The sequence below is a fragment of the Streptomyces sp. NPDC058579 genome, from assembly GCF_042718575.1.
Lineage (GTDB): Bacteria > Actinomycetota > Actinomycetes > Streptomycetales > Streptomycetaceae > Streptomyces.
This window is the reverse complement of the sequence record NZ_JBHXPI010000017.1, coordinates 49,893-75,975: the sequence shown is the minus strand read 5'-3', so window position 1 is coordinate 75,975 and position 26,083 is coordinate 49,893. Positions and strand designations below refer to the sequence as shown.

The window sequence follows — 26,083 nt, the reverse complement described above, 5'->3', positions numbered from 1 at the left end:
CGTACGGACCGCCGGGCGCGGTTCAGAGGGACCAGTCGACGGTGGGCAGGGTGAGGGAAGAGCCCGGGGCGAGGTGGAGGTACCAGTCCTCGTCCGAGGTGCCGTACTCGTCCCCGGTGGAGTCGGCCAGCGCGCGGACCGCGGCGGCGAGGGCGGCTGCCTCGGCTTGTTCAAGCCGGGCCCGCTCCGCCGGATCGCTGTCCGTAGCGGCGAGCTCCGTGCGCGCCTGGTGGAGGTCGGCCAGGGCCCGGGCCAGCTCCGTACGGCCGGAGTCCGGCTCGAGCTGGCGCAACTGCTGGACGATCGTGGGTAGTTGGTCGCCGTAGTGCCGAAGGTTGGTCTCCACCGCCTCGCGCATGTCCGCCTCCCGCTGGTTGGCGCGGGAATCGTTGCGCAGCGTGAGGTGGTGGCCCTGGGGGCTGCCGACCAGGACGACGGGTCCGGTGGCATCGGACCCGCTGCCCTCGACGGTGACCTGGCGGAGGGTGTGCTCGCCGCCGGGCCCGCCGAAGCGGACGTACGACGTGTCGTCCACCGTCAGCCGGAACGTGCGGCCGGCCGCGGCCAGGCCGGCCTGGGCCTCCTGGACGACCTGCGGGGTGGCGTAGAACTCCCGGGACCGGCCGTCGTGCTGGGGCAGGGCGAAGCCGTTGTCGCCCGACACGGTGAGCGTGGGTCGGTCCACCGTGTGCACGGGCCTGACGGGCCGGTAGACCGGGAAGGACGCGGCGTCCTTGGGCAGGCCGCCGTTCAGCACGAGCTCGTACGGGTCCACGTCCGCGGACGGCTCGATGTGCACCGTCGGCTCCCGGAAGCGGGGCGGGTTGGTTCCGCCCCGCTCGTACCGGCTCACGTCGTACGGCATGACCGGCGGCGCGGGCGGTGCGGGGACCGACACGGCCGCGCCCGCCGGCGGCTCCGGCTGGACGTCGCCGTCGGGCGAGGTCACGGAGACGGTCGGGACGGACGCCTGGGTCGCCACGGTGGCGTTCTCCGTGCCCGGTTCCACCGGGGTGGTGACCGACGGATCGCCGGAGTCCCCGCCCGAGTTCGCGCGGTCGGAGTTCTCCGGCGTGACGACGAGCGTCGGGCCGGGGACCTGGACGTCGTCGGGCGCCGGGACCGGGCTAGCCGGGTCCCCGGTCTCCGCGGGCGGACCCATCGGGGTCGGATCCGGCGGGATGGCGGGGGCGGGGGCCACGTCGGCTTGGACGCCGGTCACCGGGTCCAGCTCCACCACAACGGTGGCGTCCAAACCCGTCTCGGAGGAGACGACGGGCGCCACCGAGGGAGCCGCCGGGGTCGGCGGAACCCCCGTGGTTGTCGGAGCCGTCGGGGCGCCCGGGGTTGCCAGAGTCAGCGGGTTCGCCGCAGTCGCCGGAGTCGCGGGGGCTCCCGTGTCCGTCGGGGTCTCGGGGGCCGCCGGAGCCTGCGGGGTTGTCGGGTTAGTAGGTGGTACCGGAACCAGCGGGTTCGCCCTTGCTGTCGGGGTCGTGGGCGCTCCCGAATCCGTCGGGGCGCCCGGGACCGCTGGCGCACCCGGCGTCGTTGGGGCCACCGGGGCCACCGGGGCCACCGGAGCCACCGGAGCCACCGGAAGGTTCGGAGCGTCCGGGAGCGTCGGGGCGGTCGTGGTCGTTGGCGCCGTCAGGGCCTCGGGGGCTACCGGCGCCTCTGGGGTTGTCGGGGTACTAAGTGCTGCCGACGTCAGCGGGTTCGCCGCAGACGTCGGGGTCGTTGGCGCCACCGGAGTCGCAGTATCCGCCGGAGTCGTCGGAACGTCCGGAGTCGGCTGAGTCGGCTGAGACAGCGGAGTCGCCGGGGCCCTCGGGGCCACGGGAGTCGCCGGGTTCCCGATCCTCCCCGGTATCGTCGGAGTCACCGGAGCTGCCAGATCCGCCGAGGTCGCCAGAGTCGTCGGGACCTCCGGAGCCGCCAGGTTTCCGGTCGTCCCCGGGGTCGTTGGAGCGTCCGTAGCCCCCGCAGTCGTTGAGGCCACCGAAGCCACCGAAGCCACCGAAGCCACCGCTTCCGCCGAGGTCGCCGGAGCCTCCGGGGGAGTCGGAATCCCCGTATCCGCCGGGGGTGTCGGGGTGTCCGGGGTTGCCGGCACCTGTGGTGCCCCCGGAGTCCCCAGGGCTCCCGCCGTCCCCGGGGCCACCGAAGCCGCCGCTTCCGCCGGGGTCGTCGGAGCGTCCGCGGTCGCCGAAGCCGCCGTATCCGACGGAGTCGCCGGCGTCCGCGTCGCTCCCTGGGCCACCGGAGCCGCCGCCGTCCCCGACGCCCCCTGGCCCACCGGGGCCTCCGGAGCCGCCGGACTCGCCAAGCCCACGACAGTCGGCTTCGGGCCGAACAACCCCGCGTGGGACGTCGTCAACTCGTCCACGAACGACTCGTGGATCAGGCCGATCAGGCCGCCGTCGGCCTTGACCTCGGCCGTGGTGCCGTCGCTTCCTGTGAGTACCCAGGTCACGTCGGCCTCGTAGTAGTGCTGGACGCCCTTCTTCTTCTCCCGTTCGTCGACCGTCTCGCCCTGCGACGCGCTGCCGTTTCCGCCCCACTCGCCGCCGAACGACACCGGCGCGCTCGTGTTCGCCGGGCCGCTGCCGAAGTCCGGGGTGACCGAACCCGACCACGCTCCCGAGTTCTTCTCCCGTTCCCTCTCCTTCTCCCGTTCCACGACGCCGGTGTCGATCCCGGTGTCGAACTCCGCCGACGTCAGGTGCCGGGTCCGGTGCACCACCAGACGTACGGTGACCTTCTTGCCGTCGGCCACCGGCACCGGGTAGCCGTCGCCCAGCAGCGTGCCGATGTTGGCCCGTAGGTTCCGCTCCGTCGTCAGTACGTCCGTCCGCAGACCCGCCAGGGTGGTCGGGGCGAGGTCCCGTCGGCGTGGCGGCGTCGTGTCGTCCGCGGCCACCCGGTGCGGGAGCGAAGCCGCCGCCGACAGCCACGGCAGCACCCGGTCCAACCCGGGCATCCCTAGCGCCTGTACGGCCGGCGCCAGGGACTTGGTCAGCTTCTGGATCGGGTCGGGGAGCGGCGTCGGCCCGTTGGGGCGGACGTGACCGGACACGGGTACGGGTGGGGTGTGCGTGCCTGGGCCCTCCTGTGTCAGGTGGTCCGGGACCAGCAGGCGGACCTGGCCGCCCGGGACGTCTAGCGTCCGCTTCGGCTTGTGGCCCGAGGGGACAAGGGCGTCCCACTGGGCACCCCACTGGTCCGTGAACCACCGGCCGGCCCGGCCGTCCGTGGCCCAGTCGATCAGCTGCGCCGGGGCGGTCAGCGCCGTGCCCGCGAGCCGTACCAGCTGGTGAGGCTCGCCGGCGTCGAAGACCTCCACCCGGTACCGCACCGGGTGCGAGAACTCCTGCGCCTGCCCGGTGACTTCCAGACCGTGCTGGTCCTTCACGTTCGTGGTCTCGGTCGCGGTCCGCCCCGAGGTGGACTCCAGGCCGCCGCCGACCTTCACGCCACCGCGCGGCCCGCTCGCGCCGGCGCTCCCCTTGAACGCCACGCTGGCCTGCCCGCCGATCTTGTCGGAGGTGCCCTTGGAGGATCCGAGCGAGGTGGTGGCCGAGTCGCCCACGGCCATGATGACGTCGCCCCGGGGGCGTTCGTACGTGGCCTCGCCCACGTCTGCGGTGGCCCGGATGCCGATCAGGCGCGTACCGCCGCCCGGCAACTGGAGCTTGAGCAGCTGGCGCAACGACGTCGTGCTGAGGCCGGCGAAGTTGGCCCGCAGCGACTCCTTGGAGAACACGGCGGCGAGGGCCCGGTTCAGCTCCGTCGGGGTGTCGCGCAGGGCGTCCGGGATCACCTTCAGCTCGTGCAGCGTCTTCTTGATCGTGGGCAGCATCTGGTCCGCGTCCAGCTTCTCCACGTGGGAGACGGCGTTCGCCAGATGGGCGTTGACGTACGAGCGCTCGGGGTGGGGTCCCGCGCCCGGGTTCGGGCCCGCCTCCGCGGGCAGCGGCAGTCCCAGGTCGCGCGCCTGCTGGTCCGGTACGGCCAGCTCCACGCCGCCGGTCACCTTCGCGTACAGGGTCGCCGTGTCGGAGACCGCCTTGAACTTCCCGGCGGGCACCCAGGTGTGATGGGTGATCTCGAAGTGGGCGTCGGCGCGGAAGCGGTGGCTCGTGCCCTGGTACGTCAGCGTGGACGACATGGTGCTGTTCGAGACCCGGGTGGACACGTCCGTGAACGTACGGGTGCCCTCCACCGAGCCGCCGGCGATGAAGGTCGCACCACCGGTGTTGTCGCCGTTGAGGTTGGCGGTGACACCCGCGCTGAACGTGCCGCCGATGTTGCGCGAGGAGGTGTCCGCCACGCTCGCCTTGGTGCCGGTCTCCGTGCTGTGCGACAGGCTCGTCTCCGTACCCGTCGTCTCGTGCTCCGGGCCCGCCAACTTCAGCTTGACCACGAGGGCCTGCGGATGCCCGGCCGGGTTCGGCGGGAGCGGGAACACCGCGCCCTCCGGTCCTGTGAGCTGTTCGAACTCGGACCGCAGGAAGTTGGGGGAGAAGATCTCCTCCAGTTCCGGGGTCAGGCCACGGCGCAGCGCGCCGACCGTGTCGCCCGAGCGCTCGCCGAACGCGGTGTCGAGGTCGGTCGGCGGGGTGCCGCCGCCGCGCTCGGCCACGAACGCGGCCGCGGCCGCAGCGAGTTCCTTGGTGCCGAGGAACTCCGGGTGCAGACCGCCGAGTCCGGAGGACGGCAGGACGGACTCCGCGGTCTGGCCCGGGCCGTCGCCGACCCAGCCCGGCTCGTCCGGGCCCCCGAAGACCGTCGTGGTGCCCACGGTCACCAACCGCGCAGGGTCGTGCGGGGAGGTCGCCAGGTGCTCGTTGCTCACGCGCACCACGGCGGAGGTGCCGTCCCCGCCGAACTCCAGGGACGTCCCGGACACGAGGGTGCCGCCGCCGTCGTGCACGGTGGCGGTCAGGCGGTGGACGGCGGCGTACGTGAACGAGGTGTGCGTACCGGTGGACTCCTCGCCGTGGGACGACTTGACCGTGGAGCTCACGGACTCCTTGACGTTGGAGAGCGACGCGCCGCCCGTGACCTTGACCCCGGGCACCTCGACGCGGACCCCGCCGCCCGTGCCGATCCGCAGGGTGGCGCCCCCGCTGACCGAGAACGAGACCTGGTCGCTCTGGCCGACTCCGTAATTGGTGCTGCGCTGCGCGGAGCGGCCCAGCGTGACGTCGCTCTCCTCGGACGTCTCCCGCAGTTCCTTGAGGTCGGTGCGCAGGTGCAGCCGGATCTCGTGGCTGCCCGCCTTGAGGGTGACCGGCACCCCCGAACCCATCAGCTTGGAGAAGCGCGCTCGCATGCCCGGAGTACCGAAGGCGGCCGCGAGATCCCGCTGGAACTGGCCGTACTCCTCCTCGCCGAGCTGCCTCTTCAGGCCGGCCGCCGTCAGGTGCGCGTCCAGCCAGTCGCGCGCCGCGGGCAGCACCTTCTCCGCCCCGGGCAGCTCCCCGACCAGGCCGGGGCCGAGGCCCTTGCGCGAGGCCAGGGACAGCGGTTCACGGGGGTCGAGGGTGAACTCGCGCGGTGGGAAGGGGCCGAGGAGGGCGCCGTTGCCGTCGACCACCATGAGGTACGTCGCCGGCGGCTCCGGACGGGCCGCGGCCGAACTCTCCGGCTGGGACGGAGCTTCGCGCGTACCCGTCACGTCCAGCAGACGGACCCGGCCGTCGTCCCGGAACGAGTCCGCGAGCTCCTGCGCCTGCGCCCACTCGGGACTGATCTGCAACTCGACCGGGCCGTACCGGGTGGCGAAGTCCTCCAGTTCGGCCACGCCGCGCTCCTGCATCCGCGGCGGCTCGTGCGAGCGGGAGAACTGCGCCGGGGGCGTCTGGGCGGTGGCGGCGGCGAGGTTCAAGGTCGCCTGCTCCACCCCGTGGCGCCAGGTGCCGGGCACCTCGATCGTGCCGTCGGCGGTGATGTCGGTGACCACCACCGTGCGGTGCCGACCGGGCACGGCCTGCGGGGAGACCTGCGGATGACCGGTCAGGTCCTGCAAGTCCGCCGCCGCCTCCGGGTGGTCGAGGACGAACTGCGGGTCCGGTACGACCACCAGCGAGATCTCGGAGTGCGCGCCGAGGAACGCGGTGAGCTCGGCGAGGCCTCCCTCGTGCGCCTTGGACATGGGGCCGAACAGCCCCGTGAAGTCCGTGGTACCGAGGCGCTGGGCCGCGGTGATGGTGCCCTGGTCGTCCGCGAAGTAGCGGAAGAACGGCCCGTGGGCGTCGTCCGGGGACGGCTGCGGGCCCTGGAAGGAGTAGGAGTCGGCGTCGTCGACCAGGGTCACGTGGGGGTGGGCCCGCAGCCGGTCCCAGGCATCCGTCCGGGGTACGCCGCCTCGCGGGACGGCGATCTCGATCGGCTGCCGTCTCACGATCCTGAGCAGGCCCTCGGCGCTGGGCATCCCGCCGCTGGGGAAGGGGCGCCGTACGCCTACGTCGAAGTTGGCGGCCGGCTCCTGGCGGGCGATGCGCAGCAGCCCGCGGATGGCCTGCGTCGCGGCCCGGAAGCGGGACACCGGCGTGGGGGCAGGAGCAGGAGCAGGAGCAGGGGCAGGAGCAGGCACCGGGCCGGGGACTGGCTGCGGGGGCACCGGAGGTGCCTGGACGGACGTGGCCGCCGGGTCCGAGGGTGCGGGCCCCAGCATGAGCTCCTCGAACCGGGACGACTGCGACGTCGGTACACCCACGGCCAGGACGAGCCGGGACTCGAAGGGCGGGATCGGGTTCTTCGACAGGGAGGTGAACTCCACGCGGAAGTCCGCCTCCGCCCGGTAGTCGGCCTGCTTCTCGCTCGCGAACTTCAGCTTCTGCTTGCTCTTGTCCGAGCCGCCGGCGTCCAGGTTGTGGGCGCGGGCGGTGTTCACCGCGAAGTCCACGCTCGGCACGACCAGGTACGGGCTGAGCGAGATCACGGCCGAGGTGCTGACGGTCACGCCCGCCTTGCCGCTGTGCTTACCGCTCGCCTTCACACCGAAGGAGTCCGCGAAGTCCTCGCGCACCCGCAGCTTGCCGCCGGTGTCACCCTTGCGTTCGAGGCTGGTCAGCCGGGCGCCGACCTGGAAGTGGCCGGCCAGCGAGCGGCTGCCGGGGCGGGCGTCGGCGGTGAACACCTTGGACGTCCAACTGCCGCTGGTCCACCACTGGTTGCTGTCCTTGAGCGTCTTCTCGTTGAGGAGGTCCTCGGTGACCTCGTTGAGGAACTTCGCGGCCACCTGCGGCGCCACCTTCGCCGCCGCCAGGTGGTCGGCGAGATCGGCCACGAGCTGCTTCGACGCGACCGCGTTGACCGTGGAGAGCACCGCTTTCAGGCCGTTCGGGTTCACCACGGGCCGGGGACCGGTCCAGGCCGTCCCGGTCACCGGTACGGAAGCCTCCGGGAAGGCCATGCGCAGCCGGTCCTGAGCGCGCAGGACGACGGGGGCCTTGCCCTCGACGCGTACGGTGACGTCCACGTCCCCGTTGAACTCGACCATCTCCTTGATCACGGTCCGGCCGGCCCCCTGGGTGTCCACCGTGGCCGTCCGGGACGTGCCGGTCGTGGTGCCCGCCGTCACCTTGACGGACGGGGTCACCCCGGTCAGGGCGCCGGCGTCAAGGAGCTTCACGGCGTAGTCCGCCGTGGCGGCGACCGAAAGGTTGCCGCCCGAGGTCACCGTGCGGTTGCTCACGGGCTGGTTGCGCGAGGCGAAGCCCGCCAACTCCTCCTTCGGCTGCGGTCCGTGGTGGTTCAGGTTCTCCGGCCAGGCGGTGAGGGTCACCCGCTTGCCGTTGGCCCGGAAGACCAGGCCGTTCTCGAGGAACCGCTGCCAGGCCTTCGGGTCGTCGCCGGTGACCATGGGGCCGAGCCGGTGCATGATCTTCGTGACGGTCCTGGCGTCCAGGCCGCGCTCGCCCAGCGAACGCTCGGCCGAGGCCAGCCACGCCTTCTTGTCGGCGTCGGCCCAGGGGTGCACGGACGTCACGTACCCGTCGCCGAGCGCCCCGTCCGCGACGTGCCAGGGGACCTGGGGGATGGGGTCGGTGGCGGGTGGGGTGACGACGATGACCGGCGGGGCCGCGGCCTGGGGAGCGGCGACCGGCGGCGGTTGCGAGGAGGAGCCCTCGCCGTTGTCGTTCCCGCCGAACGGCACCGCGTCCGGAAGGGGGCCGTCGTCCGGAAGGGGTTCGGTGTCGGTGGGCCCGGAGGTGACGTAGCCGTGCGGGGCCGGGACGGTGACCGGTACGGCGTCGGCGGGCAGGGTGCCGTCCGGCGGCATGTGGGCGTCGAGGGCCTCGGCCTCGACCACGGCTCCCTCCCCGACGGGGAGGGACAGCCGGACCCAGTGGTCCGGTTCGAGCCGGGGCCTGCCACTGGCGTCCCAGCCGACCTTGTGCGCGGCGACGGTGTGCCCGGGTCCGGTGGGATCGGTGGTGAACGGCCCGGTCACCTGCGGTACGAACCACAGCGTGGACTGCGGCGCGAGGGCGGTCAGCGGCAGCTCGGGGAGCAGGGCGCGCAGTTCCCGCAGGGTGTTCGCGGCGTACGACCGGTCCAGGCCGCGGCCGAGGTCGCAGGCGGCGAACTGCAGCGGCTTGGCGGTGTCCCAGACGCCGCTCCCGGCGAGGCGGGACAGGACGGCGGCGAGCTCGGCGGGGGAGACCCGTCGGCCGCGCCAGGTGGGCGCGCCGTCGGTGCCGACGACATGACTGGCCAGGGTGAAGAACCGGTCGTCGCGCGGGAACCGGCCGATGGTGTCCCGGAGCTTGCCCGCCTCGGCGGGATCGGTGCCCGGATCGATGAGGTGGTGGGTCTCGTTCTCCTGCCGGGACCGGGTGATCGCCTCGGCGATCTCGTCGATCCGGCGGGCCTGGTCGGCCGGCGATCCGTCCGGCGGAGTGGCCGCGCCGGCCTCGTCGGCCCCGCCCTCAGCCCCGAACTGTTGGCTGCCGGACATGCCCGTCAGTGCGTCGCCACTCGGAGACCCGCCCTCGGACCCGGAGGTCGTGTGCACCGTGAAGTAGCCGTCCTCCCCGAGGCCGAGGCCAAGGCCAAGGCCGAGATCGGGACCCGACCCCACGCCGGGAGTCCGGTCGTTCGTCGCGACCTCGTCCAGGAGCCACATGTCGCCGAGGATGTCGTCGACGTCGAGCTGTTCCCGCTTCTTCCTGCCGCCCGTGACCACGGTGGGGTCGAGGTTGCGGACCACGGACTTCAGCTCGTCCTCGCCGATGCTCCTGAACTTCTCCCGGATGACCTCCGGCGAGGCGAACATCTCCGCCAACTGCCGGTACATCTGCTCGTAGTGGTTCTGGAACGCGAACCGCAGCGGCCGTTCGAGTTCACCCGACTGGGTCTCGGCCAGCTTCGGTCCGGGGCCGAGGGGGTACGGGCTCTTGGCGGGCCCCTGCTGGTCGCCGGGAGGCAGGAAGCTCTTGTTGAACGTCGCCTTGCCCCGGGTCGCCCTGGCGTCGAGCTTCTCGTCCCCCGGCCGGCGCTCTCCGGCGCTGGTCGCGCGAGACTCGCCGGACTCGCCGGATTCCTTGGACTCCTCCGACTCCTTGGAGCGCTCGGAGACGATCGACGCGCCGTCGGCGTCGTCGGGAACGGGCAGCGCGTTCCTCCGCGCCAGCTCCCCGACACCCTTGGGGACATCGCCGTACGGGGTCCAGGGCAGGTCGCGCCGGCGGATGAACTGGGTGTAGTTCGTGTACGAGGAATAGTCGGCCAGGTAGTACTGGTGGAACTCGTGGAAGAGCTTCGCGATCACCTCGGTGTCGGCGTCCGTCAGCTCGACGACGCCGCGCCGGGTGCCGTCGTGGACGAACGCCGGCTTGCCGGTCAGCTTCAGCGCGGCCTTCGCGAGCCACAGGAACGTGGCGTCCCGGTTGGCCTCCTCCGTACCGCTGTGCATGGTGCGGTAGTAGAAGCCGAAGGGGTCGGAGTCGACCATCATGACCGCGGCCTCGAACCCGCGCCTGGCCTCGTCCGAATCGCCCCACAGATAGCGGTACCGCTTCATCAGCTCGACGGCGCCGCGGTGTTCGGGCTCGGCGTCGTGCTTCGCCTTCTCCTTGCCGTACATGACCTTCGAGTTCAGCTTCTCGATGTCGTGGAAGAGGATCGCCTTGACGACCGCGTCGACCGGGACCACGCGGTGGTCTGCGTCGGCGTCGACGGAGGCGAGCTTGAGGTACTGGCCCACGACCATCTGCGCGTGCTCGAAGAAGCTGTACCGCTCGCTGGTGGCACAGATCTGGCCGTACAGGATCGACAGTTCGGGGTAGTCCCGCATCAAGCGGTCGATCATCCGGTACGGTGGCGCGCCGTTGCGCCACAGCTCGGTGATCTTCTCGCCCGCCCGGATCTGGAGCTGGACGTTGTCGGCGTGCTGGTGACGCATGTCGTGGAAGTCGTGAGGCACCGGAGCATCCGTCAGGTTCCGGTCGGCGGACACCTCTTCGGCCTGCCGGGCCAGCAGATGGGCGATCTCCGCGTGCGACGCCCACGACAGGACCGTCTCCGTCATGAAGCGGTCCACGGACTCCTTGTCGTGCTCCGGGCTCTCGATGTCGTGGTCGAGGATCCGCAGGTCGGCGGCGAGGGTGTCGTCGTCCGCGAACTGTTCGGCGTGCTCCCGCAGGAAGGTCTTCAGCTGGTCGAGTCGCTTGTCGAACTTGCCCACCGTCTCCTCAAGCAGGGGATGCGGCATGCGTGCGGAGGGCTCCTGCTGGAAGTGCTGCCAGGTCACGTAGTGCTGGCGCAGCTCGGTGGAGATCTTCTTGAGCTGGTCGGGGTTGTTGCGGTGCCTGCCGCCGTCCAGCCACGGGTTGTACCGGGGGAGCAGTTGGCGGCTCTCGACGTCCGGGATGTCGAGCCGGCGGCGCAGCTCGTTCACGTGCACGACACGGCCGTGCTTGGAGTACTGCGCGTCCGGGGCGTCCTGGCTCGCGCCGTCCGGGTGCTGGTAGTAGGTGATCAGCGATTCCGGCAGGATGCTCGCGCGCAGCAGGGCGAGGTGCTCGCCGCGGATTCCGAACTGGTTGCGGTCGCCCGGCTGGTCGGTGTTGATGGTGCGGCCTGTCAGCGGGGTCGGGCCCCCCTCGACCGGCGTCGGGGCCGATCCATCGGTCTGCGCGCGGTACTTCTCGGCGTACGCCTCCTTGTCCCGGGCGATGCCGGGTTCGGGCACGCCGTCGTGGGACGCGTAGCCGCGGAAGACGTCACCGGGCGCGTTGGCGTCCTGCTCCGGGACGGCGGTCGAGGTGATCCGGTGGAAGACGTCCATCGGGACGAGATAGGACCTGATCAGCGGCTTGTTGACGCCCGGGTTCTCCGCCCCGTACTTCATCGCCCAGGCGATCGCCCGTCCCGGAGTGCCGACACTGGTCCAGATGAGGGAGTCGTTCACCCCGCCGGTGCTCAGGACGACCTTGCCGGTGACGGGGTCCTGCTGGATGTCCTTGTACGCCGCGGAGACGGCCCGCCCGGGGGTGTGCGGGTCGACGGTCAGCGCCGTCTCGTTGGTCACCGCCGTGTAGAAGCGCGCGAACGGCTTCCCGTCGACCATCTCCACCTCGACCTCGCCGCGGTGGATGTACTTCGGCCCCCGGAAGACGTACTTCTGCTGGGCGGCGTCGTACACCAGCGTCGAGTCCAGCGGACGGTTCGGGCCCGGGTAGACGACACCGGGAAGGCCGATGACCGGTGTGTCCCCCTGTGGGGGCAGGGACGGGCCCTGGCTGGAACCGGCGAGGGCCCGGACGTTCACCTCGCGCAGGGTGACCTTGGTCCGGCCGGACTCCACGCGCTCCAGCGAGACGACCTCGAACCGGGCGTCGGGCGCGAAGACCACCCGGTCCTCGCCGAGGAACCTGCGGGCGTCACGGGCGCTCAGCGGGAGCACCTCGAAGACCACGTTGTGCAGGGCGCCGGACCGGTGCTCCGTCGCGGGCCGCCACTTCGCATCCTGCCCGATCAGCTCGCGCAGCGGCAGCGCGCTGTGCTCGGCGCCCCGGTTGTCCGCCTGCTGCCGGAACGACCGCAGCTCCGCCAGGTTGAGCAGGGCGCTGCTGCGCACGGGCAGCTGGAAGCGGGGCAGCGCTTCCTGGCCCTTCTTGACCGCCGCCGTGGTCGGGTGGTGGGGGTCGGCGGTCTCTTCGAGCAGGCTCTCGTTGCCCTTGGCGTGGCCGATCGCCATCGCCAGGTCCGAGAGGTTGACGTCGTTGTCCGGGAACTGCGCGTGCACCCTCAGCGCGTCGCTGACGAACGGCTCGTACTCGTCGCGCATCTGGGGGATCCGCAACTGCGTGGAGATGGTGCTCCGCCGCCGCAGCGTGGCCTTGGACCCGGCCTCCCCGCGCATCGCCTCGCTTTCGTCGATCGACCGGCCGCGCGGTACGACGGCGAAGTCGACCTTCTCGGAGGCCTTCGGGACGTTCGCCGCGTCCGCCGCAGACCTGATGCTGCTCCGGAGCGCCTCGACGATCGACGCGGCCCGCTCGGTACCGGTGCGGTCTGCCGAGAACCAGCTGTTGCCACCGGCGTGCACGGTGATCACGAGCTTGTCCTCCTGCTGGCGCAGGCGACGGGCGAGTTCGGGGACCAGGTCCCGGGCGAAGCCGTGGATGCGCGGGCCGTCGTTCGGATCGACGACCTTGGCGCCCTTCGCGAACGACAGCGTCAGCTCATGCGTCTTGAACGGCTCGCCGTCCAACGACACGGAGACAGAGAGGGAGTCGGCGTCCGCGGCGTCCTGAGGCGCGCCGGTCGCGTCGTCGTCGGCTTCATCGTCGTCGCCGAACTTGACGGCGTCGGGGTGGGGCGTGCCCGGTTCGGTGACGGGAGTGAGGGTGCCTTCCGGGAGGTTGTCGGGGCGGGTGTCGGAGTGCAGGGGCGTGTGGTCGGTGTCGCCGGTGTCGCTGTATTCGTGCCAGGCGGCTCCGTCGGTGAGGACCGTGGGCCTGCCGTCGGGGGTGATGCCGATGTGGTGGGCGGTGAGGAGGTGGCCGGCGGTGGTGTCCGTACTGGTGGTGGGGACGTACCAGACGGGGGCGTTGGCGGCGAGGGCCTTGAGGGGGTCGGGGGTGCCTGTGGGTTGGTCGGTGGCGCGGTGTTTCCACAGGCCGCTCATGACGGTCTTGACCGTGGCCTCATTGACGGGCGAGGCCAGGTCGCAGGCGGTGAACTGGATGTGGGTGATGCCGTCGAGGCGGCCGGTGTCGTGGGCGTCGGTGAGGGCTTTGAGGGTGGTAGCGGTGTCGGGAGTGCCGTCCGGGCCGGTGTGCATGCCGACGACGAAGACGCCGGGTCGGGGCGGCAGTTCGGACAGTGCTCTGGTCTGTGCGGGGCTCAGGCCGCCGACGGCGATGCCGGCCGGGATGTCGCGCACGGGCCTGCGTTCGGCGAACGCCTCCATGCCCGTGACCAGGTCGGCCGCGATCTGGTCCGGGGGCCGCTGCCAGAAGTCCGCGGTGTGGGCGTCGGCCGGCAGCAGCGCCGGGGTGTAGCCCTGGTCCAGTAGGAAGCGCTGGACCAGGACGCCGGAACCGGCCGTGAGCGAGGTGTCGGACGACCACGGCTCCGGTTTGTGGAGCAACTGGGCCCGCTGCTCGGCCGTGAGCGTGGGGTCGGAGGACCACGGCTGCGGTTCGTCGATGCGCTGGAGCCGCTGGACGACATCGGCGACGGCCACCAGGCGCTCGCGGTCCGTGGCGGACACCGCGATGGTGTCGTAGTAACGGTCGAAGATGAAGTCGAGTTCCGTCCGCAGCGGATCCGGCTCCGGAACGGGGTCGCCGGTCCAGGTCTCGGGCCCGGGCTCCTGCGGCTCCGGGCCGTCCTCGATCCGGCGGCGCAGCTCCAGGTAGGAGTCGGCGTGCAGCCGGCGCCAGTCCCTGGTGGCGCTCGGCTGCCGGTCGAGGATCTCGCCGAGCAGCGGGACCATCCGGTCCCGCGGGGTGGTGACGTGCTCAAGGAGCATCGGCCAGGACGGCTGCGGCAGTACGCCGGAGAGCCGGCGGCCGGTGTTCCTCGGGTGCTGGTCGGGGCTCAGCAGCGAGACGGAGTGCGGCATCGTCTCCCGGGCCTCCATCCCGAGGGCGACCTCGTCGGGGAACCTTCCCCCGGGCATGACGGAGCGGAGTTCGCTCTCGGTCAGGGGCGGCAGCGAGCGGAACTTGGACCAGTTGTCGTGGTACTCCAGCGAATCGTCGTGCAGGACATTGCGCCCGAACGCCGCGGCCGCCCGCATGATCTCGTGGAGGGAATGGTGGTGGACCGGGAGCATGTCGGCGAGGAGGGCAAGGCGTACGAGCTGGTAGTCGACCTCCACGCCCCACTGCCGGCTCAGCTTGTGGACGGCTTCAAGGACGAAGTACGTCGTGTTGGACGTCCCGGCGGTCATGAGGCCGCCGGTCTCCTGCGCCAGTGCCTGGCCCCAGCTGACCATCTGGATCGAGCGGTGGTTCTCACCGGGGATCCAGGTCAGCCGGTCGCCGTCCAGTGAATGACGGCGCTCGCGGGGACTCAGCGGCGGGACGACGTCGTCCCCGTGGAGATCGGTCCGCATCACCTCGTTCTGTTCGGCCTCCAGGGCTTCCTTGTCGGGCCCGTCTGCCATCGCGTCGAGCAGCTTCTGGATCTCGTCGCGCCGCCGGGCGGGTTCGGGCGGGCCCTGCTGGTTCCACTCATCCTGGAGGACCGGCGGCTTGCTCTTCTTGAAGTTGAGCAAGTCCTTGAGGGCAGGGCCGTGCACGGCGGTGCCGAGCATGTGCATCAGCTCGCGGAGGTTCCCCTCGGTGACGACCTGTTCCAGATCGGCGAGGCGCACGCCGACGGAGCCGCTCCCGGAGTTCGCGAGGGTGCCCAGCGTGAGCCGCTGAGCTTCGTCGGCCCGGTCCCAGATCGCCCTGACCAGCCGCTGGATCTGTTCCCTCACCTTCTCGTTGCGGGCGATGTGCTCACCCAGCGGGCGCTCGACCAGGCGGGATGCCTCCGCGTAGGTCATCCGCAGGGCCAGCCGGCCGACCGGGCTGTCCGCACCCCTGCCCGGATTGGCGTCCAGCATCTGCCCAAGGCGTGTCAGCAGCGTCAGCGGCCGGCCCAGCAGGTCGGCCTCGATCTGTGCCTGCCACGGCTGCAGCCCGTCGCCCTCGGTGAAGACACCCGAGATGTTCGCGCCGACCAGATCGTCCTTGCCGACCAGCAGCCGGCCGTCACCCGTGTCGACGGCGCGGCCCGCATCGACGGTCACCTCCAGCAGGGTCTGTCCGTGCTGCGGACGCTCCGTCGTCAGCGTGGCCCACGGCTTGTCCCCGGTCCGCAGGAACGCGTCGGAGCGGCCCGCCGTGTGGTGCGCCGTGTTCGGCAGCACCAGATAGGCCGTGGTCGGCGTCTGCGTCCGGGTACCGAGGCCGTCCAGCTCCGCCCGCCAGTCGTCGGGCCCCTGCGTCTCCGGCTCCGACTCCTGTACGGCGCCGGTGTCCGGAGCGGGCACGGGCGGAGTGGGCACGGGCGGAGAGACCGGGGCGCCGGGGCCGGGTCCCTCGGAGCTCGTCGTGGCGGGGCCGGTGGACGCCTCGGACGGCGCGTCCGTCGAGGACGGCTCGGGCGCGCGGCGGATGAACGGCGCCATGCCCAGGGCCAGTTCCTGCGCGATCCGGTCGTCGCGTCGCCGCTGCCAGAAGGCCTTGCCGAAGGCGCTGTCCGGCAGCTTCGACGGGAGGTGGCCCTGGTCCAGCATCATGCGCTGGGCCACGAACCGTACGTCGGCCGTGTACCGGCTCTCCGACGACGGCGTGAGCCCCTGCACCTTCTGCAGGTCCTTGACCGCCTTGGCCACGGCCCCCAGCCGCTCCAGCTCTCCCGAAGCCCGTCCCACGGACCGGTGATAGGTCTCGAAGATCGCGTCGAGTTGCGACCGTACGCCGTCCACGGCGTCCGCCGCCGGCTCGGTCCCGTCGATCCGGGCCCGCAGCCTCAGGTACGAGTCGGCGTCCAGCGTCCGCCAGTCGTCGCCGCCCGGGGTGTGCTCCGCGTTCAACACCTCACCGAGCAGCGGCGTCAGCTGTTCGTCGCGGCCGTCAAGCAACTGGGACCAGGACTCCTTCGGCAGCGCCCGCGACAGGGGGCCTCCCGACGCGTCCGTCCCCCGCGGTCGCCAGGAGGTCTCGCGTACGAACGTGGCCATGCCCAGGGCCAGTTCGTACGAGCGGTCCTCGAAGACCTGCCAGAAGTCCGTGTCGAGTTGCTCGGCGGGGAGCAGCACCGGCAGATAGCCGTGGTCCAGCAGGAGCCGCTGCGCCACGAACCGTACGTCGGCGGTGGGCGAGGGCTCCAGGGACTCGATCGTGTGCAGCAGCTGGACGGCCTCGCCGATGGTCTTGAGCCGCGTGGCGTCGCTGTCGGTCGCGTCGATGGACGCGTCGCAGAAGGTGAGGGCCTCGCCGATCTGTTCCCGTACCGAGTCGTCGGCCTGTTCGACGGCCTCGTTCCCCGCGATCCGGGCCCGCAGCTCCAAGTACGCCTCGGTGTCCAGGGTCCGCCGGGCGCCGTCCTGCCCGTCGAGTACCTCCCCGAGCAGGGTGATCATCCCCTCGTCCGGGCCGTCCAGCAGCATCGCCCAGGACTCCTTGGCCAGCACCTGGGACAGCGGGACGGCTTCGGTGGGGTTGGTTCCGAACTTGACGGCTCCCGGGTGGGGCGTGCCCGGTTCGGTGACGGCGGTGAAGACGTCGTCGGGGAGGTTGTTGGGGCGGGTGTCGGAGTGCACCGGGGTGTGGTCGGTGTTGCCGCCGTCGCTGTATTCGTGCCAGGCGGCGTTGTCGGTGGTGAGGATGGTGGGTTTGCCGTCGGGGGTGATGCCGATGTGGTGGGCGGTGAGGAGGTGGCCGTCGTTGGTGTCCGTACCGGTTGTGGGGACGTACCAGACGGGGGCGTTGGCGGCGAGGGCCTTGAGGGGGTCGGGGGTGTTGGTGGATTGGTCGGCGGTGCGGTGTTTCCAGAGGCCGCTCATCACGGTCTTGACCGTGGCCTCGTTGATGGGTGTGGCGAGGTCGCAGGCGGTGAACTGGATGTGGGTGATGCCGTTTAGGCGGCCGATGTCGTGGGCTTCGGTGAGGGCCTTGAGGGTGGTGGCGGTGTCGGGGGTGCCGTTGGGGCCGGTGTGCATGCCGACGACGAAGACGCCGGGTCGGGTCGGGAGGGCCTGGAGGGCCTTGGTCTGGGCGTCGTTCAGGCTGCCCACGGTGATACCGGCCGGGATGGTGCCGAGCGGCGTGTCCGGCCGGGCCGTGGTGTCGCCGGGGTCGCGGGTGTTTGCGAAGTCGGGGTTGGGGATCCACGGGCCGAGGGAGTTGGGATCGCCCGGCTGCTCCGCGGCGACCACCGGCCAGGCGCCCTTGACGTACTCGGGGGCCACACCGCCGGGGAAGGCGATCTCCTCCTGCTCGCCGAACTCGTACGGCGTGTTGTATCGGGCCAGCGTCTCGGCGACGTCGATGCCGTGCGGGGCCTCGATCTCGTAGACGTGTCCGGTGGAGCGCCAGTCCACCGCCCAGTCACGGGACTGGGTCGTGCTGACGAATCCGTACGAGGCGTTGCCGTCGGCTCCGAAGGCGACGAAGTCGAACAGGTCGAGGGACGTCGCGTCGCGCGGCACGAAGCCGTCGGTGAAGATCTGCTCGGGCAGCCGTTCGTCCACGCGGTACAGCGGTCCGTCGTCCTCGCGCCAGACGGGCGGCGGGTTGATGGCGTTCTCGTCGACGGGTACGGCGGCTGCCTCCGTACGGCTCGTCGGCGCCGCCTCGGAGGTGTCGCTGAGCGCGTCCCAGTCGAACGTCTCGTCCCGGCGCACGGCCGGGGCCGGGCCGTCGGACTCCCCGGTATCGGACTCCCCGGCGTCGGACCTCGCTCCGTCGCTGACGTCGTCCCAGCTGAAGTCGGCGTCCTTACGGATGCCACCGTCGTCCGGGCCCGTGCCGAACCTGACCGAGCCGGGGTACGGGCTCTCGGTGGCCGGGGTGACGAGGTTCAGCGGGACGAAGTGGCCCGGGAGTTCGTCGGTGAACGTGGCCTCGTGGACGGCGGTGTGCTCGGCGTCGCCGTCGTCGGCGTACTCGTGCCAGGCGGCGTCCTCGGTGAGGACGGCGGGCTTGCCGTCCGGGGTGATGCCGAGGTGCCGGGCCGTGATGAGTTCCCCGGTGCTGGAGGCGGTCGGGGCGTCGGCGCCGGCGGTCGTGCCGGTGGTGGGGACGTACCAGACGGGCGCGTTGGCGGCGAGGGCCTTGAGGGGGTCGGGGCTGTGCGTGGGCTTTCCGATGGCGCGGTGCTTCCACAGGTCGCTCATGACCGACTTGACCGTGGCCTCGCTGACAGGCCCGGCCAGGTCGCAGGCGGTGAACCGGATCTGGGTGATGCCGTCGAGGTGGCCGTCGTCGTTGGCCTTGACCAGGGCCTTGAGGGTGGTGGCGGCGTCGGGAGCACCGTGGGGGCCGGTGTGCATGCCGACGACGAACACGCCGGGCCTCGGCGGAAGCGCCTGCAGAGCCGCGATCTGGGCGGGGCTCAGCTCGCCGACGGCTATGCCGGCGTCGATGACGCGGGCGGGCGCGTCCGGTCCCGGCGGCGGTGTGTCGTCGCCGTCCCCCGGCGGCGGGCCGTCCGGTCGCTCGGGGGTGGGGGAGGTGCCGTCGTCCGGGGGCGTGTTGTCACGGGCGGTCGGCTCGCCGCTGTCGTCGGCTGTACGGGTGGTGTCGCGGCCTTCGTCGAGGGTGCCGGTGCTCGTGTCGTTCGTGTCGCTCGTGTCGTTCTGCGCGCCGGGGAGACCGGAGTCCGGGGACGCCGATTCGACGACGGTGGCGGTGAGCGGGGTGTGGGTGAACGTCGGCGTGACGACCTCGACCGTGCGCTCGGGGCCGGGACGGAGTACGGGCGTGCCCGGTTCGGTCGCGCTCTCGCCCCCGGGCCACGCCCCGAGCCCCAACTCGTCGGTGGTGAACGGATTACGGCCGCTCTCGGTCGCCGTCGCCGTACTGGTGGGGGCGTCGGGGACGGGCCCGTTCTGGAACAGCGGTTCGTCGGCGAACTCCTCGGCGAAGGGCCGGTCGGGGGTGATGGTCGGCAGGTCGAACGCGGTGCCGCCGTCGCTCTGTGTCGGGACGTTCAGGACGTCGTCCAGGGCGCCGGCGGTAGGGACGTCCGTACTGGCGGGTGCGTCGGAGAAGATCGAATTCCCGGTGAAGGGGTTCGAGAAGACCCACTGGATCATGGCCTTCATCTCGGCGGCGACACTGGGGTCCACCTCGGCCGAGGTGGGGCGCGGGACCGGCCACGGTGCGGGGTTGCCGGTCATGTTCGAGACGAACGAGGCGATGTTGATCGGGTGGAACAGGCCGAAGTACTTGCTGTCGTTGGGGTTGTCGGAGTACTGGTGGCTCAGGACCCAGTTCTGGTACTTGATCGCGACCGGTTCGAACATCCGGTGCAGACCGCTGCCGAGCAGGCTCATGACCACGCCGGAGGCGAACGGACCACCGCTGACCTGGAACGTGCCGTCGCCGAAGACCACGTTGTAGAAGCCCTCGCTGAGCATCTCGTGGGTGCCTTCTTGCAGCGTCGACGCGAGGGCGCCGCCCAGCTGGTACAGGGGATTGCCCTGCAGCGGGTTCTCCTGGAACAGGACCCGCTGGAAGAAGCCCTTGTGCTCGGAGCGGTTGAAGAGGTTCGGCATCGCATCGGCGAGGTTCCTCAGCGGCTGGACCTGCGCCAGGTCCCCGAGGGCCTTGGTCAGGGACTCGGAGAGGTCGCTGTGGTCGGCGCCGAGCCGGACCCACTTGCGGGTCAGCATCTCGCCGAAGTCCCGGCCGGCCGCCTTGATCTCCGCCTTGAGCGCCGCGTCGGCACCCTCGGCCGCGAGGTGCTTGGCGAACACGTCGCCCATCTTGTCGGCGAACGAGTGCGCGATCGTGCCCTCGCCGAACCGCAGGAACCCGGTCTCCAGCTGACGGCTGACACCGCCGAGCAGCTCACCGATGTCGTCGGAGAACTCCTCCCGCGCCTTCTTGGTGGCAAGCAGGGAGTCAAGACCCTGCGGTACGTCGGCATCGAGCGCGCGGCCGGCGGAGCCGGAGGCCCCGGAGCCCTTCGCGCCCGCCCCCGCCGACTGCCCGGAGGGAGCGTCGGCCGCACCGGCCCCGGCCGTCTTGGTGGCCGTGGGGGCGGGGGCCGCCTCCGTCCTGACCGCCCCGGGGGCCGTGCCGGGGGCGTCCGGGCGGCCCGCCGAGCCCGCCGTAGCCGGGGCGTCCGGCCGGCCCGCCGCGCCGGGCGCCGTACCAGGGGCGTCCGGCCGGGTGGCCGCAGGCGCAGGCGTGGCCGCGGGCGACGTAACGGCGTCGCCCGGCGTCTCCGTGCGTACCGGTGTCGGCCCGGCCTTGGGGTCGACGTCCACATCGGTGCTCGTACGGGTCGGGGTCGGGGCCGGAGGCGGCGGTGTACCGTCCGGGACCTCGTTGCGCGGCGTGTTCGGCGGCAGGTCCGGCTTCTCGGTCGGCTTCGGCCCGACGGGGCCGGGAGCGGCGTCCGGGATGTCCTTGGTGGTGTTCTTGACGGCCGTGTCGAGCCTGTCGTCGATCTTGTCGTCGGCCTTGTTCTTCAGCGCGTCGCCCACCCGCCGGCTGAGGATCGACCCCGGGTCGCTGCCGCCGAGGAGCCGCCCGAGCAGCTTGCCGCCGTAGTGGAAGATGATCTCCAGCGGGCCGCCGACCAGACCGGTCAGCGCACCCTGCTTGATCGAGTCGATCATCGACTCCATGTTCCAGCCCTTGGTGTGGCCCTTGCTGAGCTGGTAGAGCTGGATGATCGCGTCGCGGAAGATGCCGCCGGTGATCCCGATGAAGGTCTGGCTGATGATCGTGGAGAGCAGCCACAGGAAGAGGTTCTTCAGGCCCTCCTGGGTCATCGTGAACATCACCGAGACCGGCCCCCACACCGCACCGAAGGTGAAGGGGGAGAAGATCGTGGCGAACATGATCTGGGCCAGCAGCTCCACCAGCTGCAGGATCGCCATGATCTTCGTGTACTCGACCTGGTTGGCGACCTTCAGGGCCACCTCGGAGAGCTGCTGGGCCAGTTCGGCCGTCTGCGTCAGCTGGTTCTCGCCCGCCGTCTGGCCCGTCAGGTCGTTCATCGCCACCAGGAACGCGTCCGCCGCGTCACCGTCGAAGTCGCCCTTGACGATCGGGATGAGCTCCACGACGTAACCGGAGAGGGTCCCGAGGTCCTTCGCGATCGACGCGTAGTACTCCGACACCCGCCGCATCAGGTCCTCGTCGGCCTGGGGCCACTCCATGCCGCTCACGAATCCGAGGAAGTCGGCGATTTCCTTCGGCGGATTGATGGCCATGGTGTGCGGGTCCTCCGGTCGGGCGGGCGGCTGTGCCCGGAGGAACGGGGACAGCCGCCGCCACGGTTCAGAAGCCGCCCGGGGTTTGAAGCCGCCCGGGGTTCAGAAGCCGTCCACGGTCTGCCCGGCCTCGTCGTCGGCGTTCTTCATCGTCTCCACCGTGTCGTTGCCCGCCACCACGACCGAGCCCAGCCGCTTGCGGATGTACGCGAGGGTCTCGGTGAGGTTCTCGGTGGGCTTGTCCACCTGCTCGTGGTAGGTCTTGCCGATGGTGTCCTGGCCGGCCGACTCCTTGTTGATCCGGTTGATCTCCACGATCGACTTGTTGAGGTCGGCCAGGCAGCGCTCGTAGTCGTCGTAGCAGGCGAACTTGTTCTTGAGGTCGCTCAGGACCCGGAGTTCGTCAGCCACTGAACTCGTCCTGCTTCCCGGTGGGGATACGGCTCTCGGACTCCGCGGCGAACTCGTCCTGCCTGCCCGCACGTTCGGCCCTCTCGCGGGCGGCCTCGGCCTCGGCGGCGACGAACTCGTCCTGCCTGGCCGCCTTCGCCTCCTCCTGTGCCTCTTCCAGGCCGAAGGAAGAACCCATCGCGCGCAGCGGCTTCATGAGCTCTTCCAGGGAATCGGGCATGCCGGTCATGCCGGTGACGACGCGCAAGTGGTCACCGAAGCTGTCGAAGCCCTTGATCTGTTCGATGACCTGCGCGCCCATTCGGGCCCGCGCGTCATTGAGCACGGTGAGCAGGACGGCGGTCAGCTCGGCCGGTGCCATCGTCTGGTAGGCCTTGGTGTGGAAGGTCAGCGACACCACCTGGCCCTGGGGGCCGACGGTGACGGACACCATGCGGTCCTTGGAGGTGACGGAGGCGGTCGACTCGTCCAGGTCGCGTTTGACCGCGAGCATCCTGTCGCGCTGTTCGTACAGCGCGGACATGGCGTCCTTGATCCTGCCCTCGAAGTCGATACTCACGGGTCAGCCTTTCGGAAGGGTACGTACGGGGGGACTGGGAGGAAGGGCGTGGCAGCGGCGGTCAGCGGCCGATGACTCCGCTGACCGAGCCGGTGTCCGTGCCCCAGACCTCCTCGTCCTCGGTCAGCCATGTGGTGCGCTGGCGGTCCTTGCCCTGGTTGGGTGCGCCCGCCCCTGCGCCCGCGCCGGGGCTCATCGGCGGCATCATCGGGGGCTGCCCCTGCTGCTGGCCCCCGAGCCCCGTCCGCTGCTGCTGACCGGTGGCGTTGGCCGCCGCCGCGGCCGGACTGCTCGCCAGGGACCCGAGGTTCTGGGCCGCCCGTTCGCTGATCCCGGTCATCGCGCCGGTGGTCCCCGGGTTGCCCTTCAGCTTCGGGCCGTCGCCGAGTCCGCCGCCGCCCTTGTACTCGGGGAACGGCAGGCTGCCGCTCTGGGTGTGGGGCCTCGGCGGTCGCGAGCCGATCGCGTGCTCGGCGTTCGTCAGCAGCTGGTTCGTACGGCTGAGGGGCTTGCCGTTCGCGTCGACGAGGATGCCGTCCTTGATGGTGGTCCCCTTCGGCAGCGTGTAGGGGTTGCCGTTGGCGTCGAGCAGCGGTTTGCCCTTCGCGTCGACCAGGGTGCCGTTCTCCAGGATCTTCGCTCCCTCGGGGAGCCTGATCTGGTCGTACGGGTTGGTGCCAGGGATCGTCCCCGGCTGGCCGTTGCCGGGCTGGCCGTTGTTGGTGGGCAGTGTGCCCACCTTGCCGCCGGGCGGCGCGACGACCGGCTTGCCGTTCGGGCCCAGGACCGGGTTGCCCTTCGAGTCGTAGACCTTGCCGTCCTTGCCGATCCGGGAACCGGGCGGCACCATCACCGGCTTGCCGTCCGGGCCGAGCACCGGCTTGCCGTTCTTGTCGAGCAGCGGCACATTGCCGCCGGCGCCAGGCCCGGGCGACGTACCTGGGGTGCCCGGGAGGCCGCCCGGCGGCTTGTTGCCCGGACCGTTCTGGCCCGGCCCGTTCTTGCCGGGCAGGTTGCCGGGGATGCCGCCCGGCCCGTTCTTGCCCGGAAGGTTGCCGGGAGTGCCTCCCGGCGGCTTGCCGCCCGGGGTGCCTGCGCCGCCGCCCGGCTTGGGGATGTCCTTCGGGCCGCCCGCGCCGCCGGGCCCGTTCTTGCCGCCCGGGTTCAACTTGTTCAAGAGGTCGTTGAGCGGGTTGTTCGTGGGGCCGTTGGTGGGGCCGTTCGGCCCCGTACTGCCGCCCGGCATCGTGATGTTGGGCTGGTAGACGCCCTCCTTCAGCGCGCCCGCCAACTTGAGGTACGCCGCGTCGAGCGCGCCGACCTGCTCGCTCGCGGTCGTGTCCAGAGGGGTCAGGTTCGCGAGCCAGCGCTTCTTGGCCTCCCCCTCGACGCCGTCGACCCAGGCCGAGTTGGTGACGTCGGAGCCTCCCCCGTCGACGATCTTCTGCAGGACCGGCTCGTAGCCGTACGTGTCGCCGAGCACGTAGGGCTGCCAGTTGACCTGGATCTGCGCACCCGTCATGACCTGGTTGAACACCTCGCGCATCAGATTGACCGCGTTGCAGTTGGGTGTCTGCTTCCAGGCGTGGAACCCGTTGTACATGCCCAGGGTGGACTTCGAGAGCTGTTCCTTGGTCGCGGTCAGCATCGTGATGTAGTCGTACGGCGATGTGAGGTCGAGCCTGACCTTGCTCATCTCCACGTTGATCACGTTCAGGAACTTCCGGAACGAGCCGGCCGCGCTGCCCTTCCAGTCGGACGCGTCGGAATCGATCGACTCCGCCCAGCCCTTGATGGTCGGCACCCAGTGGTCGAACCACTCGACGATCCCCTTGACCTGCGTCGCGGCGTGATCGAACGTCGTGGCGTTGACGATGTCGTTCTTGTACGGCGAGGCCACCAGGGGCGTGAGGGTCTTGTCAGGGTCGTGGAACCATAGATTCCACTTCGACGTCATGTTGTCGAAGACGTTCTTCCAGTCGAGGTTGAAGCCCACCACGTAGAAGACGGGCGGAGCGACGTTCGCCCCCGAGCCGTCGGTGAGCGTCGCGTATCCGCTCCAGTGGAAGTCGAACGTCTTGCTCCAGTCCTGGCCCGCCGCCGCGTTCTCGACGATGCGCAGGCTCTTGTCCATGACCCACCTGGCCGATCCCGCACCGGCCACCGCGTTGCGATCCGCCAGATTGCCGGTCGTACCCATGAAGATCTTGAGGGCTTCTTCCCACTTCTTGTTGACCGGCATGATCGCGCGGAACTCCTGTCGGCAGGGCGAGGGTGGTCGGCTACTTCTTCGGCGGCGGGTTCGACGTGTCCATGGTCTGCGTCTTGGCGCCCGTCTGGATCGAGTTGAGGATCTCCCACATCTCGGTGACGCTGATGGCGTCGTCGGAGGTGTTGTCGAGGATGGCCTTGATGGTCTTCAGCGTCAGGAAGCCGCTGTCGGCGACGCCGCGGAAGGTGCTGAGTCCGGTGGTCACCTGCTTGCACAGGGCCTGGAACGCCGCCTGCACCTCATTGGCGCTCGCCAGTTCGCTCGTGTTTCCCGGCAGGAGTTTGCCGTCGTCACCGATGAGGTTCCCGTTGGCCCACTGGGTCAGGCTCTGGAGGGAGGGGTTCTCGCCGATGTCCTTGAGGAGACTTTCGAACTTGTTGGCGAAGTCAAGGAGGATCGCTTCGGTGATCTCGAACGAATCCTTGTCGTCCCCGTCGTCGTTGTCCGGGTCGTTCCGGTCGTCCTTGGGGGGCGTGGTCGCCATGGGACCTCTCCTGCCGTCGTGTCGATTCGTATCGGGCTGTGGCTGTGCGGTGTTCGGCAGGAAGAACGGAGGCCCCGCACCCGGTGGTTCACCCCTGGGCATGCGAGGACCCGGCCCGCGGGCGACTGCCCAGGGCCGGGTCCGGGTGCGCGTGTGCCTGCCGTCGGGGTGGGTCAGCGCTGGAACAGGTAGGCGCTCTTGCGGTCGCCGTTCCTGATGATGTCGTGGGCGTTCTCCAGGAGGTCGGCGCCCTGGGTGAACTGCGTGGACAGCTGCTGGTCCAGGATGCTGACGGCCCGCTTGAACTCCTCGAACTCCTTGGCCGCCTCACCGGTGAACTCGGTCTTGACGGCGTCGAGTTGATTGACCATGTCGGAGAGGGCGTTGTGCATGGTCGCGGCGACCTGCCGCATCCGCTCGTTGGCCTCGGCGAGCGGAGCGTGCTGGATGTTCATGTCCATTTCGCTCATGGGGACTCCTTGTGCAGAAGGGGAGGGGTGGTGGAAGGGCAGAGGAGCGACGGGGAGCCGGCCGGGCTCACTTGCCGAGGATGTCGTAGACGTCGCTGGACCAGAGGTCCATGTTGGAGTCCGCCTCGCCGGCGGTGTCGGTCATGACCTTGCTGGTGTAGTGGACGGCGTCGACGAGGTCCTTGTACTCGGCCATCACCGAGCGGTAACCACGCTGCCAGTTCTCGATCTTCGCGACGAACTTCTGGCCGGCCGTGGACACCATCGTCCGCGCCACGTCGGAGGCGATCTCCTCGGACTGCGTGTAGGACCGCTCCATCGTCTGGACGTGCCCCTCGAGGCGGTCGAGGGTCTGCGTGAGGACCGCTGACGACACCTTGAGGTTGGCATCGAGGTTCTCGGGCACCTGATCTCCTTGGTCGGACGGAATGTGCGTGGGATTCCCGGCAGGGTGAACGGCGCCGCCCAGGCCAGG

At 70.7% G+C, this 26,083-nt stretch carries 7 protein-coding genes; all 7 read right to left on the bottom strand.

Annotation, left to right across the window (positions count from 1 at the left end; genetic code table 11):
- Positions 1-22 precede the first annotated feature (22 nt).
- Positions 23-21,412, bottom strand: a complete 21,390-nt coding sequence (locus tag ACFWRO_RS20500) for a hypothetical protein (RefSeq protein ID WP_384512166.1) — start codon at positions 21,410-21,412, stop codon at positions 23-25.
- A 102-nt stretch (positions 21,413-21,514) separates the two neighbouring features.
- The gene (locus ACFWRO_RS20495) at positions 21,515-21,823 is read right to left on the bottom strand and encodes a hypothetical protein (protein WP_384512164.1); all 309 of its coding nucleotides are present in this window, start codon (positions 21,821-21,823) and stop codon (positions 21,515-21,517) included.
- Complete coding sequence (locus ACFWRO_RS20490; protein ID WP_384512162.1) at positions 21,816-22,382, bottom strand: YbaB/EbfC family nucleoid-associated protein; 567 nt, start codon at positions 22,380-22,382, stop codon at positions 21,816-21,818. The genes ACFWRO_RS20495 and ACFWRO_RS20490 overlap by 8 nt, the downstream gene beginning before the upstream one ends.
- Before the next feature lie 61 nt (positions 22,383-22,443).
- Positions 22,444-24,624: a hypothetical protein gene (locus tag ACFWRO_RS20485; protein ID WP_384512160.1), complete on the bottom strand. Its 2,181-nt coding sequence runs from the start codon at positions 24,622-24,624 to the stop codon at positions 22,444-22,446.
- Positions 24,625-24,664: 40 nt separating this feature from the next.
- Entirely contained in the window at positions 24,665-25,138 is a 474-nt protein-coding gene (locus ACFWRO_RS20480; protein ID WP_384512158.1) for a hypothetical protein, read from the bottom strand.
- A gap of 173 nt (positions 25,139-25,311) precedes the next feature.
- Complete coding sequence (locus tag ACFWRO_RS20475) at positions 25,312-25,608, bottom strand: WXG100 family type VII secretion target (RefSeq protein ID WP_384512156.1); 297 nt, start codon at positions 25,606-25,608, stop codon at positions 25,312-25,314.
- 67 nt (positions 25,609-25,675) lie between these two features.
- Entirely contained in the window at positions 25,676-26,014 is a 339-nt protein-coding gene (locus ACFWRO_RS20470) for a hypothetical protein (RefSeq protein ID WP_384512154.1), read from the bottom strand.
- Between the last annotated feature and the right edge of the window lie 69 nt (positions 26,015-26,083).

What these genes read in the sequence shown, in the direction of transcription:
- ACFWRO_RS20500 (WP_384512166.1), bottom strand. Translation starts at nt 21,412, where the DNA reads ATGGCCATCAATCCGCCGAAGGAAATCGCCGACTTCCTCGGATTCGTG.
- ACFWRO_RS20485 (WP_384512160.1), bottom strand. Translation starts at nt 24,624, where the DNA reads ATGCCGGTCAACAAGAAGTGGGAAGAAGCCCTCAAGATCTTCATGGGT.
- ACFWRO_RS20480 (WP_384512158.1), bottom strand. Translation starts at nt 25,138, where the DNA reads ATGGCGACCACGCCCCCCAAGGACGACCGGAACGACCCGGACAACGAC.
- ACFWRO_RS20475 (WP_384512156.1), bottom strand. Translation starts at nt 25,608, where the DNA reads ATGAGCGAAATGGACATGAACATCCAGCACGCTCCGCTCGCCGAGGCC.